The organism is Carboxylicivirga linearis (genome assembly GCF_018271995.1).
Lineage (GTDB): Bacteria > Bacteroidota > Bacteroidia > Bacteroidales > Marinilabiliaceae > Carboxylicivirga > Carboxylicivirga linearis.
Genome location: NZ_JAGUCO010000025.1, coordinates 55,689 through 73,720, shown reverse-complemented (window position 1 = coordinate 73,720; position 18,032 = coordinate 55,689). Strand labels below are relative to the sequence as shown.

Genomic DNA, 18,032 nt, shown 5'->3' with positions numbered 1-18,032 from the left:
TCCAATTGTAACAGAGGTTAGTATAACAGTAGCAAATGCAAATGGAGATATATTGGCAACCTATACTGATTCGGCCGTTGAAGGAGATGGTAATCGGGTAGATGTTAGTTTAGGTAGTTATGATGATGGTGATTATACTATAACATTAAGCGAGGAAAATAGCAGTGATTTTTGCGTTGTTAGTAAGAACGAAAGACTTCCAATAAGTATATTGGATTATTCACCTAATCCAACAGAAGATATAGTAGCAATTACCTATTATAGTCCAATTGTAACAGAGGTTAGTATAACAGTAGCAAATGCGAATGGAGATGTATTGGCAACCTATACTGATTCGGCCATTGAAGGAGAAGGTAATCAGGTAGATGTTAGTTTGGGTAGTTATGAAGCCGGTAATTATACTATAACATTAAGCGAGGAAAATAGCAGTGATTTTTGTGTTGTTACGCGATATGTTAATAATCCTCCATCAGGTGATTTAGAGATCATAAGTTATAATAGTGAAGTGAAAGATATGCTAAACATAGAGTATTTAAGTCAGACAACTACGTTAGTTGGATTAAATATTTATGATTCAAATAATGATGTCGAAATTGAGGCCGAAGATTCAGCTGTGCAAGGATCAAATAAAATTGAATTAGATTTACAGGAGTTAAGTCCAGGAGAATATAGCTTTAAATTATTTAATGATAAGTCAGAAATTATTAAAAGTTTTACAAAATTAAGTTCAGATAAACCAATTGAATTCAAAATAATTTCTGCTGATCCTGATCCAACTATTGATTGGGTAACTATTACTTTTACTATTGATAAAGAGGGTATGATAGAGTATGAGATTAGTGGAGAAGATATCATTCCAATATCGACTAATTATCCCGTTGGAAGAGGCGAAAATAAATTACCAATTGATCTTCGTGGTGGAGATTTTCCAGCAGGTGAATATACAATAGTATTAAAATCGGGTGATAAGAAAATTAGTAAATCAGTTATTAAACAGGCTCAGTATTAATGCAGTTGAATTCTTAGGAAGATATTATAAGTAAGTGAATTAATAAGAAATTAATATGTACTTAAAAAGATAGGAACTATTTAAATTATAATGTTTTGATCCCTGATTAATATTTAATCAGGGATTTTTATTATTTGACCAATGCATTGTTACTGAAGATGAATAAAATTAGAATCATCTTATATTTGTTTCAATAAATTTTTGGAAGTATTTTCAGTAAATATAAAACTATGAGGTATATAAAACTATTGTTTCTTCTAATTATTGTTTTGTCTACATCCTGTGTGTCTTTAAAAAAGTCAATTTATCTTCAGGGAGACATTGCAAAGGAGTTAAAGGAGGTAGAAGCTGTTTATGAAACTAACAAAAGCGCCTACCTAGTCAAGCCAAATGATAACCTTTATATCAAAGTTAATAGTTTGGATGAACGTACCTCTTCTTTTTTAAATAATGATACAGGCAGTGGAGGACGAATTGAAGGGCCAATGGCAGCAAGTTTGTCAGGTTATAGAGTAGAACAGGATGGTTCGATTTACTTTCCGTTTGTAGGTAAAGTATATGTTGCTAACTTAACTATTGAGCAAGTCAGGCAAAAGATGCAATTAGTAGTTTCAAAGTATCTAGAGGAGAGTAGTATCATGGTAAAGTTGTTAAATGATAACATTACGGTAATAGGTGAAGTTCGCACTCCAGGAAGGTTTTTATTATATGATGAAGAAATAAATATTTTAGAAGCCATTAGCCTGGCTGGAGATATGAATGATTTTGCCAACCGAAAAAGAGTTCGTTTACTTCGAAAGGATGGGGATATACAACAGATGTATGTACTAAATACCCTGGATGACCAATTATTATATTCCCCTTATTTTTATGTGAAACCAGGGGATATAATATATGTTGAACCCCGAAGGTTAAAATCTGTTAGTTTAAGTACTGTACCCATTGGTCTGGCTTTAACATTCTTGAATACAGCATTATTGTTATATACCTTTTATACAACCTCATTTAACCAGGAATAATGAAGACAATGACTAATGATGATTTTTATCAAGAAGAAAGTAATTTTAATTTTCAGAAACTGTTTTACAGAGCTTTGAGATTTTGGTATGTTATACCAATTTGTTTACTCATAACTTCTGTATTTACCTACTATAACTATAAATCAACCGCACCTCAGTATAAAGTTAGTGCCAGATTGTTAATATCAGGAAATCAAGGGGAAATGCCAACTATAGGTTCAGGAGAAGGAGCATTACCAGGTATTAATATAGGAGTATACAATAGTGTAGATAATCAGTTGATTATTCTTACTTCCTCACGTCAGATTGAGAAGACATTACTGAATCTGGATTTTTTTGTTAGTTACTATGAGGACGAAACGTTTTTAGAGACCGAAATTTATCAAGAGACACCTTTCTTGGTCGTTTTGGAAACCCCTGTCAAGCAGCTTGTATATCAAAAATATAAATTGAATTTTATTGATGAGAAAACTTATGTCTTAACTAAAGAAGAGGATAAGGATTTTAGATCCGAGCATCGTTTTTTTGAAAAGGTTCAATTAGAGGGTAATACGTTTTCAGTTATTCCCAACGATAAGAAGATTGACGGAAGTAATTATGTTGCCAGGAGCTTTGCCCTATCAATTAACCCCTTGGAATTATTAATAAAAAGGTTTAAATCACGAGTGATTATCGATGGATTGCAGCGAGGATCATCGATATATGAGGTGAGTATAGAGGTTAATAATGTTGAAAAAGGGCTTGATTTTATTAATGAGCTAGCTCAAAATTCAGTTAATTATACCTTGGAAAAAAAGAATCAGATAGCCAACAATACAATTAAATTTATAGAAAGTCAATTAGTTGGTGTTGGAGATTCATTGAGTGTTGCGCGATCTGTTCTAGAAAATTTCAGATCCAGAAATGAAATGATGGATATATCTATGCAAGGGCAAATAATAATAGATAAGACTCAGAATTTGCAGGAAGAAAAGAGTAGTTTGCAATCGCAATTGGATTATTATAATTATTTGGTTGATTATATGCAAAGCGACCAGGATATATTGAATTTGCTACCACCATCCGCCTATGGAGTGAATAATGTGATGATAAGTCAAATGATTACAGAGTTAAGCTCTTTAAATGCAGAAAAAGAAGGTCTTCAGTTTAATTCAAAGATAGAGAATCCAAATATTGCAAGGATTAGCCGCCGCATGGAAACCTTAAAGAGAAGCATTGAACAACAGGCGCAAAGTAATGTGCAATCTACCGATTATTCTATTAAAGAGTTAGATAACCGCTTGATGAACCTAAGTAAGGATATACGAAGATTGCCTAAAACAGAACAGGTATTATTGGATATTGAGAGAAAGTTTCAGAGCACGGATAGGATGTATTCTTATCTAATGGAACGTCGATCAGATGCCCAATTAGCTAAGGCAGCTAATACACCGGATAATGAAATTGTTGAATATGCAACAGAATTAGGGAGGGTAAAACCTGATCGTAAACGGTTTGTTATTATTATAGTTTTTTTAGGGATTATCTTTCCAATTGTAGTTGTATTTCTTATAATTTATTCCAATAATAAGATTTTGGATAAGGAAGATTTGGAAAGTAGAACTAACCTGCCAATTATCGGAATTGTTCCCAGTATTCAAAGAAGTAAAGAAACAATGCAGAGTATTCTAAATCCAAGATCAGCTTTATCGGAATCAATAAGAACAATACGTACTTCTCTTGAATTTTATTCTTCGAGTGATAAATGTAAAACTATTTTGATTACTTCAGGTTTGCCAGGTGAGGGGAAAAGTTTATCTGCGGTTAATTTAGCAGCTTCGTATGCTCAATTGGGAAAGAAGACACTATTAATTGATTTTGATATGCGTCGACCTACTATTGATTCAGTATTAAATATTAAGGTGAATGGAACAGGGTTAAGCAGGCATTTGTCAAGCCAGATAATTGGAAGCGATAAGCATTTAATAGAGACAACAGAATTTTCTAATCTTGACGTTATACCTTCAGGTGAAATACCTCCAAATCCTGCTGAATTGATTGCTGGAGAACAAACAAGAAACTTAATTAGTGAATTACGTCATTTATATGATACAATAGTAATTGACTCTCCACCTATAGGTTTAGTGACCGATGCAACATTGTTAAATCAATTTGCTGATGTAACTATTCTGGTAACCAGGCACAATGTAACGCCCAAACCTATGTTGGAGAATTTACTAAAGGAGGAGAAAGTTAAAAGTTTAAATAAATTATGTCTGTTGTTAAATGATCTACCTATTACAAAGCGTGCCTATAATTCATATAGTTATAGTGGAAAGTATTATGAGCAATAAGAAAGTCTGAATAGTTTATAACAGGATTTCTAATGTTATGTAACTGTTTTGATTATTTAGTTTGACAAATTTTTATCATTTCAATTATTAAATTTACATTGTTTGATATTGATATTCAGAGTAATGTGTGTTGATCGTTCTTTTTGCTATAATAATATTATAGCGAATTATCATTCAACTATTTAAAATTGACGTTTATCATTTTAAATAGTTTATAGGGCAAAAAAAGCTGATTTTATATTGGATAAGTAGTATTTTAACATTGCTTTTGACGGATGAACAGATGTAGCGTATGTCAAATAGATAGGTCAGAAGATGATATCATTTTATCTGATATATCATTTGTTTGACTTGAGAATAAGGGATGAATAGTTGATAAAAAGTAATTATGAAGTTGGTACTCTTACGGTTTTTAAAAGGTCGCATTGTTTCGCCATGGTTAATATTAGCTATTGATTTAGCTTTGGTTATAAATGCTTTCGTCTTAGCATATGCAGTAAGACTAAATGTTTCATTAGTCAACTATCCGGCATCCAACCTGATACAAAATATTATTTGGGTTGGTGGAATTTATTTAATGGTATTTCTTTTGTTTGGATCTTTTAAAGGGGTAATTCGACATAGTAATTATAATGAATTTAAACAGGTACTTATAACTACCTTTATTGCTTTTTTGTTTTTAATTACGTTTAGTTTTGTTGTGAGACTAACAGGTATTAACTGGGTTGATATTTCCAGTTTGGTATTGGTTTTTCATTTTGTGACGACTGTAGTGCTAATGGTTGGTTTTAGAATAATGGTAAAAGAGGCTTATGCTTATTTAACTAAGAAAAGAACTTACACCAATGTGTATATTTATGGAGCTGGTGACATGGGGCAGATCACATTGGAAGCCATTAAAAATGATAAAGACAATGAATTTAATGTGGTTGGATTAATCGATGATACTGCATCCCGATTAGGTGTTAAATTGCATTCATATCCTGTTTTATCCTGGGACAAGGCTGTTGAAACCGGAGACTCACGACAGGTAAAAGTGGTTATTCTTGCCATTAAAAATATTAGTGTTCAGAGGAAACATAAAATTACGGAAGCATGTATTGAGAGAGGATGGAAGTTGAAAATAATGCCTTCTGTTGATAGTTGGGTAAATGGAATTTCCAATGATAAGCAGATTAGGGATATACGAATTGAAGATATTCTTGGAAGGGATGAGATACAGTTGAATTTGGGAAGAATAATGGAGGGCTTAGATGGTAAAGTAATTCTGGTTACTGGTGCGGCCGGATCCATAGGTTCTGAGATTGTTCGTCAATTATTGCGTTTTAGTGTTCAGAAAATTATCATGTTGGATATTGCTGAGTCGGCTTTATATGATTTGCAACAAGAGTTGCTATTAAGTCATAGTGATGCTCCTTTCGAGGTGGTTTTAGCCGATATAACCAATAAAAAACGTATAGCAGATGTATTTGATCGGTATAAGCCACAGATTGTTTTCAATGCAGCTGCCTATAAGCATGTGCCATTAATGGAGACTTATCCATATGAGGCAATCCGGGTTAATATTGGTGGAACAAAAAATCTGGCAGATTTAGCCATTCAATACAATGCTGAGAAATTTGTAATGATATCTACAGATAAAGCGGTGAATCCTACAAATGTGATGGGAACGTCTAAAAGGATTTGTGAAATTTATATTCAGTCCTTATCTCAGTTGAATAATTTAAATACGGCTTTTGTAACAACGCGTTTTGGAAATGTATTGGGATCCAATGGTTCTGTGGTTCCTCTTTTTAAGAAACAAATAGAACAAGGTGGTCCCATCACGGTAACACATAAAGATATTACCCGTTACTTTATGACTATACCTGAAGCTTGCCAGTTGGTTTTGGAAGCAGGATTTATGGGAGTTGGCGGTGAAATATTTGTATTTGATATGGGAGAGCCGGTTAAGATTGTTAATCTGGCAAAAGAAATGATACGATTGTCTGGATTAAAAGTGGATGAAGATATTAAAATCGTGTATACGGGGTTACGTCCTGGGGAAAAATTATATGAGGAATTATTGGCTTCCAAAGAAAATACACTACCTACTCATCATGAGAAGATAATGATTGGGAAGGTCCGACAGCATGAATTCAGGTTGATTGAACAAAAAATAAAGGATCTTCTTTTTGCTTTGCAAATCGAAAATGATACTCTTTTGGTTAGCAGAATGAAAGATCTGGTTCCAGAATATATTTCTCAAAATAGTCAATTTGCAGAACTGGATCACCATATTGAGCACACAGTATCCTAATTAACCTTTCGTTTCCTAACGAAAGGTTAATAGTTCAGAGTTTCTTAACTTGTAATTAATAATTAGTCTTCATATGTGTATCTTTTATGAATTACATATTCACAAACATTAATCCCTCGTTGGGAAACGAGGGATAGTGGTTACAAGTAAAGGCTTCCTCTCCAATTTGGAGAGGACTGAGGTGAGGTTATTATTTCTTCACAAACTTACATGCGGCGTCTGCACTTTCATATTTTACAGCTGTAAACTTCATTCTTTAAATGGCTAATCTTAACAGATTATCACATTAACGGGTTGTTAAGTTAAGTTTCAGAAACACTTTAATTAGGCGATTTCAGAAGTAATACTTAAAAAGAAGTATATATGAGGTTAATCTTTACTGATTAGCCTCTTTGTTTTTCATAACAATATATTGATTCATAAATCAAAGGATTCTTGTGATAATTGGACATAACAATCCCATTAATTAAAGTCTTTTTCGATAAAAGGGTTTATGCTGCTTTGATTGCTTGTTTTTGCATTCGCCTCCCTATTTCAAGAGCATTGCCAACATGGATGCCCATAAATATCCAAAGTATCTCAGTATCCTTTGTTCGAGCTTTAATTTTACTCAAATAATAATGTTTTTTATCCTTTCCAAAACTACCTTCCTGTCTGGTAGCCCGTTCTTTTTTAATTTGTGCAGCTAATTGTTTACGTTGTTGCTCATGCTTGCCAGCCCGTCCTTTTCGCACAAAATCAGTACGGATATTATTTGAGGAGGCAAACCTTCGGTTGGCATTAGTATCATAAATAGCATCAGCACCAACTAACTTTGCTTTTGTATGCGTCAACGATTGAGCCATGTGAACCGATGACTTAAAATGAGTACCCTCATTAAAGGCATCAAAACTGATGTACTCAATAAAACTGATGCCATTAATTTGTATTTTTATTGACTTTAGCCCCGAACTCTACAGCTTTCGTTTCTTTTCCTCTGACAATTGGTCGGATATAGCTTTTTGAAGGGCTGACAATTCGGTCTTCCGGTGATTGACCTGTAGTGAATTTATAGTTTTGCTGCGCTAAAACTTTATCAATAATTGCATATTGCCTGTAGTATTTCTCTGGCATTGAGGCATTAAGTTGCTGTGTATCAGTTGCCAGTTCTTCCAAAAGCTTTTTGAGTAACTTCAGCAGACCTCTGGTGATGGCAACTCTTTCTTTTTTAGGTTTACGTCGCTTACGACTATAGTTCCAATAGCGTTGCTGCCATTTAGTATATTTCGAACGGGGCATTGGTTGCTTATTGTACTTACAAAGCAACTTCAATTGGTTATAACACCAATCAGTAGCTTCCCATAATAGTTTTTGATCTGTAGGAAAGCGTAGGCTGCTTTCATAACAAGTTGTATCGGTAACCACCTGTTCCAACTCTTCCATATAGGGCAACCAGTGTTGAGCTAAACACTTCTGAACCCTGTCGATATTCAGTTTAGCTGCCAACTCACATCGTATGTGGCTAATGATTTTAAAATTGCTGATTTGTTCTCCAATCCCCAATAATAATCGACAAAATAATTGGTAATGGGTATTGGAGTTAAACTGCTCAACCAAGCGTTCGTCTGAGCAGCAGACATAGTTCTTCAGGAACATCAGCGCTAGTTTGCCTTGTGGGCTAAATATACAATCTGGTCCCATCTTACTTTCAGTTATACCGAAACAATCGACTAGCTCTTCCCATGGTATAGCTTGGTAAATTTTACCTAATGAACTAGCAAGGAATTGATTGTATACAACTTGAAAATTATCTTCAATAGAAAAAAGTGGAAGATGGGCTTGAAATTCTGGAATACTTTGTAATTTTATCACTATTAGAAAAAAAGTAAACCCCGATTTATGGCTAAAGTGCCTGTTTTCGGGGTTTTATTATACTTTTAAGATAGTGATAATTATTTAATTTTCAAACACCTAAATCAACTTACGAACATCCCTAATTATACTTCGCATTGTGATCGATTATATATTTATTCAACCTCTCTGAGGTTGTTTTTGGGATGTTGTTATTAAATCTATAGATATTGATCTCCGCTGGAGATAAAATAAGCTTCGTTACCTGATGATATTCAACTTTATATTACTGGTGTAATATTGAATTTTAATTCGTAAAATTAGTGTATTTCGTGGATAAAATGTTGAGAAATTATGGTCGTTATCTTTCTTTATGAATTGCAAATTCACAAACAATAATCCCTCGTTTGGAAACGAGGGATAGAGGTATTTTTAAAAGTATTGGCTTCCTCTCCAATTTGGAGAGGACCGAGGTGAAGTTATTATTTCTTCACAAACTTACATTTAGCTTCTCCACTTTCATAACTAATAACAGCGATATAGACTCCATTCTTTAATCTGTCCACATTAACAGATTGTCCCATTAGTGGATTATTAAGTTGCAGTACCTTTTTACCTTGAATGGTATAAACATTCAGACTTTTGGCTGTTCCAGTAAATTTGAGGTAGATTTCAGATTCTGCAGGATTTGGATAGATTAATAATTCACTGCCATCAATTGGATCATCCTCAGGGTATAATAATTGAGAATAGTAATATTCTTTTTTTAAGTAATTATTCCATGAGGAGATGGAAGAGTTCCAATAAGCTGTCTCCTGACCAATTTTTATGCCTGCATCATTGTAGGAGTATATATCATAGCGTTGGCTAACCCATGTCTGAGTATTGTTATCCCAATAGTCAGTTTGAGATTCTGATAATTTTTCTTCATTATCGTATAATTCTGTTGTCCTGGAGCTATAGAGCCAATCTTCAACTTCATTACTCCAATTCTTTTTTATTTTAATTACAGTGTTTTCATCGGGGTATGAAAGGTCAATCATCTGTAGACTGTTCCATTCATCATTTTCGTTACTCCAATCAATGATTTGTTCCGATATTAATTTCTCACTTTCGTAATCATTAATGCATTCCCATTCATCTCCCCATGTTTGGGTTTCTTCATTGTATGATTTATGAGTTGTCTGAAGGAGCTTGTTATTATCATCGTAATAGCAATTGTAATCCCAGTATGATTCCCATTTACTATTTTCACTATTCCATTTTATGGTTTGATAGGAGAGTAATTTACCACTCTGGTTATAGAATTGAGATTGTTGCCAGATGCTATTCCATTTTTCATCGGTATCTTTTTCTGAATATAGAATATCTATTTTACCGCTTTCTTCATTGACTGAGAATTCCCTTTTTCTGATTTGTTTCCATTCATTTGCATCCTCATTCCAGTTCAACTCTTCTTTGGACCAGTTTGAATTATCTTCAGAATAAGAATAAATTTCCTGTTTTTTGTTTAGCCAGTTTAATTCATTATAAATCTTGGTGAAAGCATTTAATAGGAAGCTGTCCTTGTAGCTATAGTTAATTTTGGAGTATAAACTCCAATAATTATCAGATGTTGTATATGAATATACAGAATCAAGCTGATAGGTTATATTCTCAGATACCTGAAAGTTGTTATCCTCATATAACCGTGTCTGTTTTAAGTTTTGCGCATCAACACAAACCATCCTTGCTATAAAAGCCGTCACTATAACTAAAACAATTCTCATACTAAATACTAAATCGGGTGTTTTTCTGCTCTAGTACGCGGTAAAAATAAAATAGTTATCTCTAATCAAAAATTTTAAGCAATTACAACATTCTAAAATAATATTTAAATAACAATTTGATTTGTTTGTCAAAGATGATAATTTAATTGTGGAATATGGATTGTGGGTTTGTTAAGTGTCAGTAAGATAGTGGTATGGAGTTGTTTTGTGTAGTGTGATTTATGATTGTGAGATTAATGATGAAATGAATAAAGAGAGAAATTATACGATCCACCTGTTGAAAAGTTGTTAGTAAATATTTATTTAAAATAAATACAAATTAGCTAACTAAGGAAGTGTATTAGAAAAAATCACAGATATATTGAAATGTATTTACGATTAGAATAGTATATGAATTGCAAATTCATTGCAATAAGCTCCTCGTTAAGAACCGAGGAGTAGTTTTTGATCTAGTTAAGTCTTTTAGATTGGATAAATGTGAGTGATGTGTTGGCCTCCTCTCCAATTTGGAGAGGACCGAGGAGAGTATTAGAAACAATCGCATTTATATGCTGTCTGATTTTGTGATATTTTGCTTGAAAAGTAATTGCTAAAATAGATTATAAACATGAGATTCTTTGCATGCAGTATACAGGATTGAGGAGAGGTGTTTATTTCTTCACTAACTTCCATTAGACATCTGTACTTTCATATTTAACAGCTATAAACTTCATTCCTTAATTGTTAGGAAGAGAGGGGAGTGAAATTTTATGTAATTGTCTCCTTCTCATTTTAAGGAGAAGGTTGGGATGAGGTCTTTTGTATTGTTTGATATTTATTGAACCTACCTTTCGTTTCTTAACTTAGGTTGAATGAATTATTGGCATTCATGTGTGTTTCTTTATGAATTGTAAATCCAAAGACAACTATCCCTCGTTAGGAAACGAGGGATAGAGCTTTTACAAGTAAAGGCCTCTTCTCCTTTAGGAGAGGACTGAGAAGAGGTCTTTGTAAATTAGCACATTTAGAAACTTGACTTAGCTGGATTGAGATGATTCAAAGAAATTTTGAAATGCCTTTAGGATTAGAATAGTATATGAATTGCAAATTCCTTATAATAAGATCCTCGTTAGGAACCGAGGAGTAGTTTTAAATCTGGTTAAGTCTTTTAGGTTGGATTAACGTTATTGATGTGTTGGTTGAGGATGTCCAAAAACTAAACATCAAAACGACGCTTGTTTCAATTTGTAATAATATATCACTCTATGTTACCCCTAATTGGCTTTACCGATCTTCGATTCCCCAGAAGAGGACTTAAGCCTCCCTTTTAGGGTAGCTTGCCTGCTGCAGGCAGGGTTTGGTGGGGTAAAATGTAAGTAAAGTTACAAATTGAAAGATTCCGTGTTTGCAAACTACTATTTGTACACCCTCTTGAGGAGAGCTTTTATAAGTTATCTGCCGTATTAATAATTCCAGCTCTTTTGTCTGTGTCAATTAATTCAATATTTAGATTTCCGGGAGCTAAAAGGAAAGCGATATTTTCATTTTCAAAAGCTTCTCCGGGTTGAGGTAGACTTATTGTCATGCACTTTTGAGAATTCATATTTTGAATGGACGTATGTATATCATCTGTTTTAAAGCATAGATGATGTAGTCCTCCTCCTCTTAATGCAAATTTATAAATAGGAGATGTTTCATTGGTTGGTTCAATTAGTTTGATATGGACCGATCATTCTTTCAAGAGAAAGACTACTTTTTTTGTTTAGTATTTATAACAAGATGTTTAAATTGCTTAAAGACGAAAATAACTTTCCACTGATTAATACTTTTATCAATAGATTTGGTTACTACACCAATATGATCGATATTCATCTTTTACATTTGTTAAGTTAATATTATATTACGGTTTAAATTAATAAAGTAATAAAACGGTTAATTAATTAGATATGAAAAAAAATCAGATATACATCTTACTATTGATCTCCTTTGTGTTTGTTTCATGTGAGCATAATGGTTATAAAGATAAGCTTGATGTAGGAAAGAATGCTGTAAATATTTTGTTCCTTCATCACAGTACCGGTAATAATATTTACAATGGTGAAATGAAGAATGGGGAGCCGGACGTGTTGATTTGGTTTAATACATATAATCAGGAAAAAGAGGTGAATTATAATATTGTGGAAGAAGCTTTTCCAAAATCAAGAGTGTTGAGATATATCCCAGGATATGGTTGGAATAATTACCCCTTTGACTATTATAACATCTGGGTTAAAAATGGAGACAAGGAATCTTATAAATACGAACCTACGTTAAAAACACTAGCCCCCTTATGGGATGTGATAATAATTAAACATTGCTTCCCTGTTAGTTCGGTTTTGGATGATGGAAATCCAAATATTGATTCAGATTTAAAGACGATAGCAAACTATAAGTTGCAATATGAGGCACTGAAGAATGAATTTTATAAATATCCTAATACAAAGTTTATTATTTGGACTGGTGCTGTGCATACGCAGAAGAATAATAGTGAAGAGCGCGCACAAAGAACTCGAGAGTTCTTTACCTGGGTAAAGCTAGAGTGGGATGAGCAAGAGGATAATATATATATATGGGATTTTTATGAACTGGAAACAGAGGGAGGATTGTATTTGAAAGATGATTATGCAGTATCGCCAGGTAATAGTCATCCTAATAAAGAATTTAGTGCAAAAGTGGCTCCTTTGTTTTGTAATAGAATAGTTGATATAATTGAGACAAAGGGAACTTTAACAAATTTAAAAGGTATATACATTGATAATGATTCAATAGCTAATGTTGAGAAGTAATGTCTTGGAAATTTTTATCCTAGAATTAGGTTTGATTATGGAATAAATTATGTAATCAAACAAACAATTGTATCGTTTCATTTTCTTTATTAGTATTTTAACATACAATTAATAAATAAAAATGTTATTAACCAAAAGGGATATGAAGGATAAAATTAAAAGTTTTATAGCTGAGACTACTTTTACCGATATTAATTCATTTAGTGATGATACCATGATCTTTGATGAAGGAATCTTTGACTCAATGGGATTATTGGGATTAATAAATTTTCTGGAATCAGAATTTAATGTAGTTACAGATGATACTGAACTTCAGGAAGAAAATTTTGGTAGCGTGGAGCGGATAGCTGACTTTGTAGGCCGCAAAATGGCTCTGGCCAGTTAAGTTAAAACAAAGATATTTAGAATGAGTTAGTGTATTTCACTAGCTCATTGTTTTCTTTAAACCTTACCCGCCTATGTGTGGAATTGCCGGATTTACGAACAACTCAAATCAAAGTAAAGATCAACAAGAGTTTCTGTTAAATCGAATGCTTAATAGAATCATACATCGTGGTCCGGATGAAATGGGATTATATATCTCTGACCATTGTTGTATTGGAAATGTAAGGTTGAGCATTGTTGATTTAAAAAGTGGTCAGCAACCCTTATCCAACGAAGATGGTAGTTTATGGATTGCCTATAATGGTGAGGTTTTTAATTATCCCGAACTCCGTGAGCAACTAAAGAACAAAGGGCACAGATTTAAAACCAATTGTGATACTGAAGTAGTGGTTCATATGTATGAAGAATACGGTGAATCCTGTGTGCAACATTTGAACGGCCAGTTTGCTTTTGCAATTTGGGATGAGAAGAAGCAAGAGTTGTTTATGGCCCGTGACAGAGTGGGTATACGGCCGTTATTTTACCATCTATCCGAAGATAGATTGGTATTTGGTTCTGAGATAAAATCTATATTTGAATATCCGGGTATAAATCGATCAATTAATTATAAAGCACTAAAACAAGCTTTTACATACTGGACAACCATTACACCCGATACTGTGTTTGAGGGTATAAATGAACTTTCTCCCGGACACACTCTTCTCTATTCGCAAGGAAAAGTTGAAATAAAAAAATACTGGCAATTAGATTTTAATCAGCCAAAGTACAATGGAAGCATCAATGAGGCAATAGAAGAGTTTGAGACTCTTTTTAAAGAATCTGTTGATCTGCGATTAAGAGCAGATGTGCCTGTGGCAGCTTATTTAAGTGGAGGGCTGGATTCCAGTGTTACCACATCCTTTATCAGACAGGTTCAGCCGGATAACTTAAATACATTCTCCATAGGATTTCAGGATGGTACCTTTGATGAATCTTCCTATCAAAAAGAAGTATCAGAGTATTTTAAAACGAAACATCATTTTATTTCAACCAATGACTCAGATATACCTGGTTTATTAGAAAAAGCTATCTGGCATACAGAGGCTCCATTATTCAGGACATCTCCTATTCCTATGATGAAATTATCCGGATTGGTTCGCGATAATGATATTAAAGTAGTTATTACAGGAGAAGGAGCAGATGAAAACCTGGGAGGGTATAATATATTTAAGGAAGCTGTTATTCGACAGTTTTGGGCCAAATTTCCGGATTCAAAATTCAGATCCTTATTGTTGAAAAAACTATATCCTTATATCCCACAACTCAGCAATGCTTCCCCGGCAATGCTGAAGATGTTTTTTGGATATAAACTTCAGGAAACGGATTCACCCATATATTCTCATTTGTTGAGATGGAGAAACGGACAGAATTTAAGTGCTCATTTTTCTGATGGTGTTAAAAGTCTTTTAAATGGATATGATCCTGTCAATGAATATACTGAAAAGATACTTGATCTGGTTGCAGGCTATAGCCCTCTGGAAAAAGCTCAATATATTGAATCAACTGTTTTTATGTCAGGGTACCTACTATCATCTCAGGGGGATAGAGTGGCAATGGCTAATTCTGTAGAAGGAAGATATCCGTTTTTGGATCATCGGTTGATTGAGTTTTGTGCATCCTTGCCTGATGATTTTAAGTTGAAAGGATTGAATGAGAAATATCTCATCAAAAAGATGATGCAAGGTAGGTTGCCGGAATCAGTTGTAAACAGACCGAAGCAGGCATATCGGGCTCCCGTAGCAAGTGCAATAATGACATATGGAAAAGAACTACTAGATAAATATCTGAATCCTGCTTCATTTTTGGAAACTGGATTGTTTAATGCACAAACGGTTACTTCTTTATTGAATAAACTAAATAAGAGTGGATTGATTACAGAAGTAGATAATATGGCTTTGATCGGGATACTATCGACACAAATATTATATAACCAATACATAATGAATTATCAACCCCTTGATGAGACGAAGTTGATAAGGGGAGTAGTACGTAATAGAAAACTTTAAACTCAATAAAACATGAAAGAAAATTTCTCAAGAGATATTATTAAGCTTAAAGATATTGATAAAACCATTAATGATATTTGCACAAAATTAAAGCAGGATGTTCATCAGGAATTAAGAAGACGAGGTGGAGTAATTGGTGTTAGTGGAGGAATAGATTCTTCCGTAACATTGGCTTTGGCAACCAAAGCTTTTGGTGCAGAAAACTTATTGGGAGTGATGTTACCCGAGAAAGATTCCAGTCCGGATAGTAAAGAATTTGCTCAAAAACTGACTGCTAAATTTGGAGTGAAGGTGATAGAGGAAAATATCAGTGGAGCTCTGGATGGTTTCCAATGTTATCAGAGGCGTGATGAAGCTGTAAAAAGAGTGATACCGGAATTTAATCCGTTAGCAGATAAGATGAAGATTGTTATTCCGGAAGAGTTAATTCGTAAGAATCTTCCTCCTGTCTTTCATGTTACGGTTATTTTTGCAGATGGAACAAAGCGAAGTGAGCGACTCCCAATGAATGAATACCTGCAGATAGTGGCTGCGTCAAACTTCAAGCAGCGCAGTAGGATGTCGATGTTATATTATCATGCTGAGGCATTGCATTATGCTGTTATTGGTACGCCAAATAAACATGAAGTGGAGCAGGGCTTTTTTGTAAAATTTGGTGATGGAGGTGCAGATGTGATGCCTATAGGAAATCTGTTCAAAACCCAGGTGTATGAAATTGCACGTTATCTGGGAGTTCCTCAGGAAATTATAGATCGCACACCGACAACTGATACCTACTCTGCTGAGCAGACTCAGGAGGAATTCTTTTATCAAATGCCATTTGAAGATATGGATTTGCTTTGGTATGGATGGGAAAACGGATATAGTGCAGCGGAAGTGGCTCCTGTAATGAACTTGACTGAAGAAGCTGTTGTAAAGATTTTTAAGAATTTTGAGCGCAAAAAGAAGACAACTGATTATTTGCGTCGTCCTCCTATTCATGATTATCTATGCTAATCAATTAATAACAACGGATTAGCCTACATGATCTATGAAGATTTTGCCTTTAAACTTTAAACTTGTTTTAATGAACTGTGTTGATTATTTTCTTTCGGAACAAATAATAAATGAAGAACTATTTATACTGGGGCGATCAGAAGAGGTTAGTTTTAAAGAATTGGCTCAATTGGTTGCGAAATTAGCGGATTGGTTGAAAAATAATATTGGGGTGGATAATAAAATTTTGTTGTTATCCCCCAATAATTCATTCTTTATCACAGCCTATCTGGCTATAATGAAGTCCGGAAACGTAGTTGTGCCTTTAAATCCCGGAATTGAAAAGGATCAATTTGATTATATCAAAGAATTGTGCGAAACAGATCATGTGTTTATGGTAAAACAGGTCTGTAAAAGATTTCAAATTGATATAAATGATGTTTGGAATGAAGATTTCATAAATAACATAAAAACTACTAGCAATGAAACAGAATGGATAGATAATGCGATTAATGAGAATCAGTTAGCTCAAATTATATTTACTTCCGGATCAACTTCTTTGCCTAAAGGAGTTATGTTGTCACATAAGAACCTGATTGCCAATACTCAATCTATAATCACCTACCTGAAGTTGAACGAAAGTGATATAATGGAAGTGGTTTTACCATTTTTTTATTGTTATGGATTATCCTTGCTGCACACGCATCTAAAAGTTGGTGGAAAAATAGTTCTTAATAATACCTTTATCTTTTTAGGTTCGGTAATTAGTGATTTGCAGAAGTATAAATGTACGGGTTTTGCAGGGGTGCCAAGTCATTTTCAAATACTGTTGAGAAAATCTGAAACGTTTAAAAATACTGAATTTCCGAATCTGAGATATGTGACTCAGGCCGGAGGAAAACTACATACTACCTTTATTAAAGAATTTAGAGAATCAAAGCCTGAAACTCAGTTTTATGTGATGTATGGGCAAACAGAAGCAACAGCACGACTTTCATATCTTTCGCCTGATTTATTAGAAACTAAGTTGGGCTCTTTAGGAAAAGGTATTCCTGATGTTGAACTAAAAGTTGTGGATGATAAGGGTGAGAGTGTTCAATCCGGTGCGGTTGGAGAAATTGTGGCTCATGGAGATAATGTGATGTTAGGGTATTTTAAGGATGAGGAAGAGACGAAGAATGCCCTTGATAATGGCTGGCTGCATACAGGAGATTTAGCAACAATTGATGATGATGGTTTTATCTATCACGCTGCCCGTAAAAAGGAGATTATAAAAGTTGGAGGACGGAGAGTGAGTCCCAAGGAGATTGAAGAAGTAATTGTTGGTATTAATGGGGTTATTGATTGTACCATTGAAGCAGTTTCTGATGAATATTTGGGTGAATCCATAAAAGCAATAGTGGTGATGAATAAAGATTATAAGGAGGTGACGGATATATCAATTAAAGAGTATTGTGCTTCAAAACTGGCTTCCTACAAAGTGCCTGGAGTCATCGAATTTAAAGATAATGTTGATGTGAATGCAGCGGGTAAAAAAGTGAAAAAGAACTAACTCTCATGGAATA

The 18,032-nt window shown here is 33.9% G+C and carries 13 protein-coding genes and 1 pseudogene; 9 read left to right on the top strand and 5 right to left on the bottom strand.

What is annotated here, in order from left to right; genetic code table 11:
• From KEM10_RS20095 to KEM10_RS20080, 4 genes are all read left to right on the top strand, one after another.
• Positions 1-1,009, top strand: a 1,009-nt coding sequence (locus KEM10_RS20095; RefSeq protein WP_212218756.1) for a T9SS type A sorting domain-containing protein, incomplete at its 5' end; no start/stop codon positions are given.
• A 230-nt stretch (positions 1,010-1,239) separates the two neighbouring features.
• Entirely contained in the window at positions 1,240-2,028 is a 789-nt protein-coding gene (locus tag KEM10_RS20090; protein WP_212218754.1) for a polysaccharide biosynthesis/export family protein, read from the top strand.
• On the top strand, positions 2,028-4,361 hold the full coding sequence (locus KEM10_RS20085; protein ID WP_212218751.1) for a GumC family protein: 2,334 nt from the start codon (positions 2,028-2,030) through the stop codon (positions 4,359-4,361). Before KEM10_RS20090 ends, KEM10_RS20085 begins: the two co-directional genes overlap by 1 nt.
• A gap of 388 nt (positions 4,362-4,749) precedes the next feature.
• On the top strand, positions 4,750-6,660 hold the full coding sequence (locus tag KEM10_RS20080; protein ID WP_212218749.1) for a polysaccharide biosynthesis protein: 1,911 nt from the start codon (positions 4,750-4,752) through the stop codon (positions 6,658-6,660).
• 491 nt (positions 6,661-7,151) lie between these two features.
• On the opposite strand, the gene KEM10_RS20075 is transcribed toward KEM10_RS20080, so the two are convergent.
• The 5 genes and pseudogenes from KEM10_RS20075 to KEM10_RS25005 all read right to left on the bottom strand — a co-directional run.
• Positions 7,152-7,505, bottom strand: coding sequence for a transposase (locus KEM10_RS20075; protein WP_212218746.1), 354 nt, complete (start codon positions 7,503-7,505; stop codon positions 7,152-7,154).
• A gap of 73 nt (positions 7,506-7,578) precedes the next feature.
• Complete coding sequence (locus KEM10_RS20070; RefSeq protein ID WP_212218743.1) at positions 7,579-8,511, bottom strand: transposase; 933 nt, start codon at positions 8,509-8,511, stop codon at positions 7,579-7,581.
• Positions 8,512-8,972: 461 nt separating this feature from the next.
• On the bottom strand, positions 8,973-10,259 hold the full coding sequence (locus KEM10_RS20065) for a T9SS type A sorting domain-containing protein (protein ID WP_212218740.1): 1,287 nt from the start codon (positions 10,257-10,259) through the stop codon (positions 8,973-8,975).
• Positions 10,260-11,682: 1,423 nt separating this feature from the next.
• On the bottom strand, positions 11,683-11,823 hold the full coding sequence (locus KEM10_RS24350; protein ID WP_244826054.1) for a hypothetical protein: 141 nt from the start codon (positions 11,821-11,823) through the stop codon (positions 11,683-11,685).
• Positions 11,824-11,958 (bottom strand): annotated as a pseudogene (locus KEM10_RS25005) (VOC family protein); the annotation flags it as partial. It abuts the gene before it with no gap.
• Between the two features lie 226 nt (positions 11,959-12,184).
• On the opposite strand from KEM10_RS25005, the gene KEM10_RS20055 reads away from it, so the two are divergent.
• From KEM10_RS20055 to KEM10_RS20035, 5 genes are all read left to right on the top strand, one after another.
• Positions 12,185-13,063, top strand: coding sequence for a hypothetical protein (locus KEM10_RS20055; RefSeq protein ID WP_212218737.1), 879 nt, complete (start codon positions 12,185-12,187; stop codon positions 13,061-13,063).
• Between the two features lie 142 nt (positions 13,064-13,205).
• A complete protein-coding gene (locus tag KEM10_RS20050; protein WP_212218734.1) occupies positions 13,206-13,448 on the top strand; it encodes an acyl carrier protein in 243 nt (80 codons plus the stop codon).
• Between the two features lie 73 nt (positions 13,449-13,521).
• The gene (asnB, locus tag KEM10_RS20045; protein WP_212218731.1) at positions 13,522-15,492 is read left to right on the top strand and encodes an asparagine synthase (glutamine-hydrolyzing); all 1,971 of its coding nucleotides are present in this window, start codon (positions 13,522-13,524) and stop codon (positions 15,490-15,492) included.
• A gap of 12 nt (positions 15,493-15,504) precedes the next feature.
• The gene (gene nadE / locus KEM10_RS20040; protein ID WP_212218728.1) at positions 15,505-16,488 is read left to right on the top strand and encodes an NAD(+) synthase; all 984 of its coding nucleotides are present in this window, start codon (positions 15,505-15,507) and stop codon (positions 16,486-16,488) included.
• A gap of 70 nt (positions 16,489-16,558) precedes the next feature.
• The gene (locus KEM10_RS20035) at positions 16,559-18,019 is read left to right on the top strand and encodes a class I adenylate-forming enzyme family protein (RefSeq protein ID WP_212218725.1); all 1,461 of its coding nucleotides are present in this window, start codon (positions 16,559-16,561) and stop codon (positions 18,017-18,019) included.
• Positions 18,020-18,032: the final 13 nt, after the last annotated feature.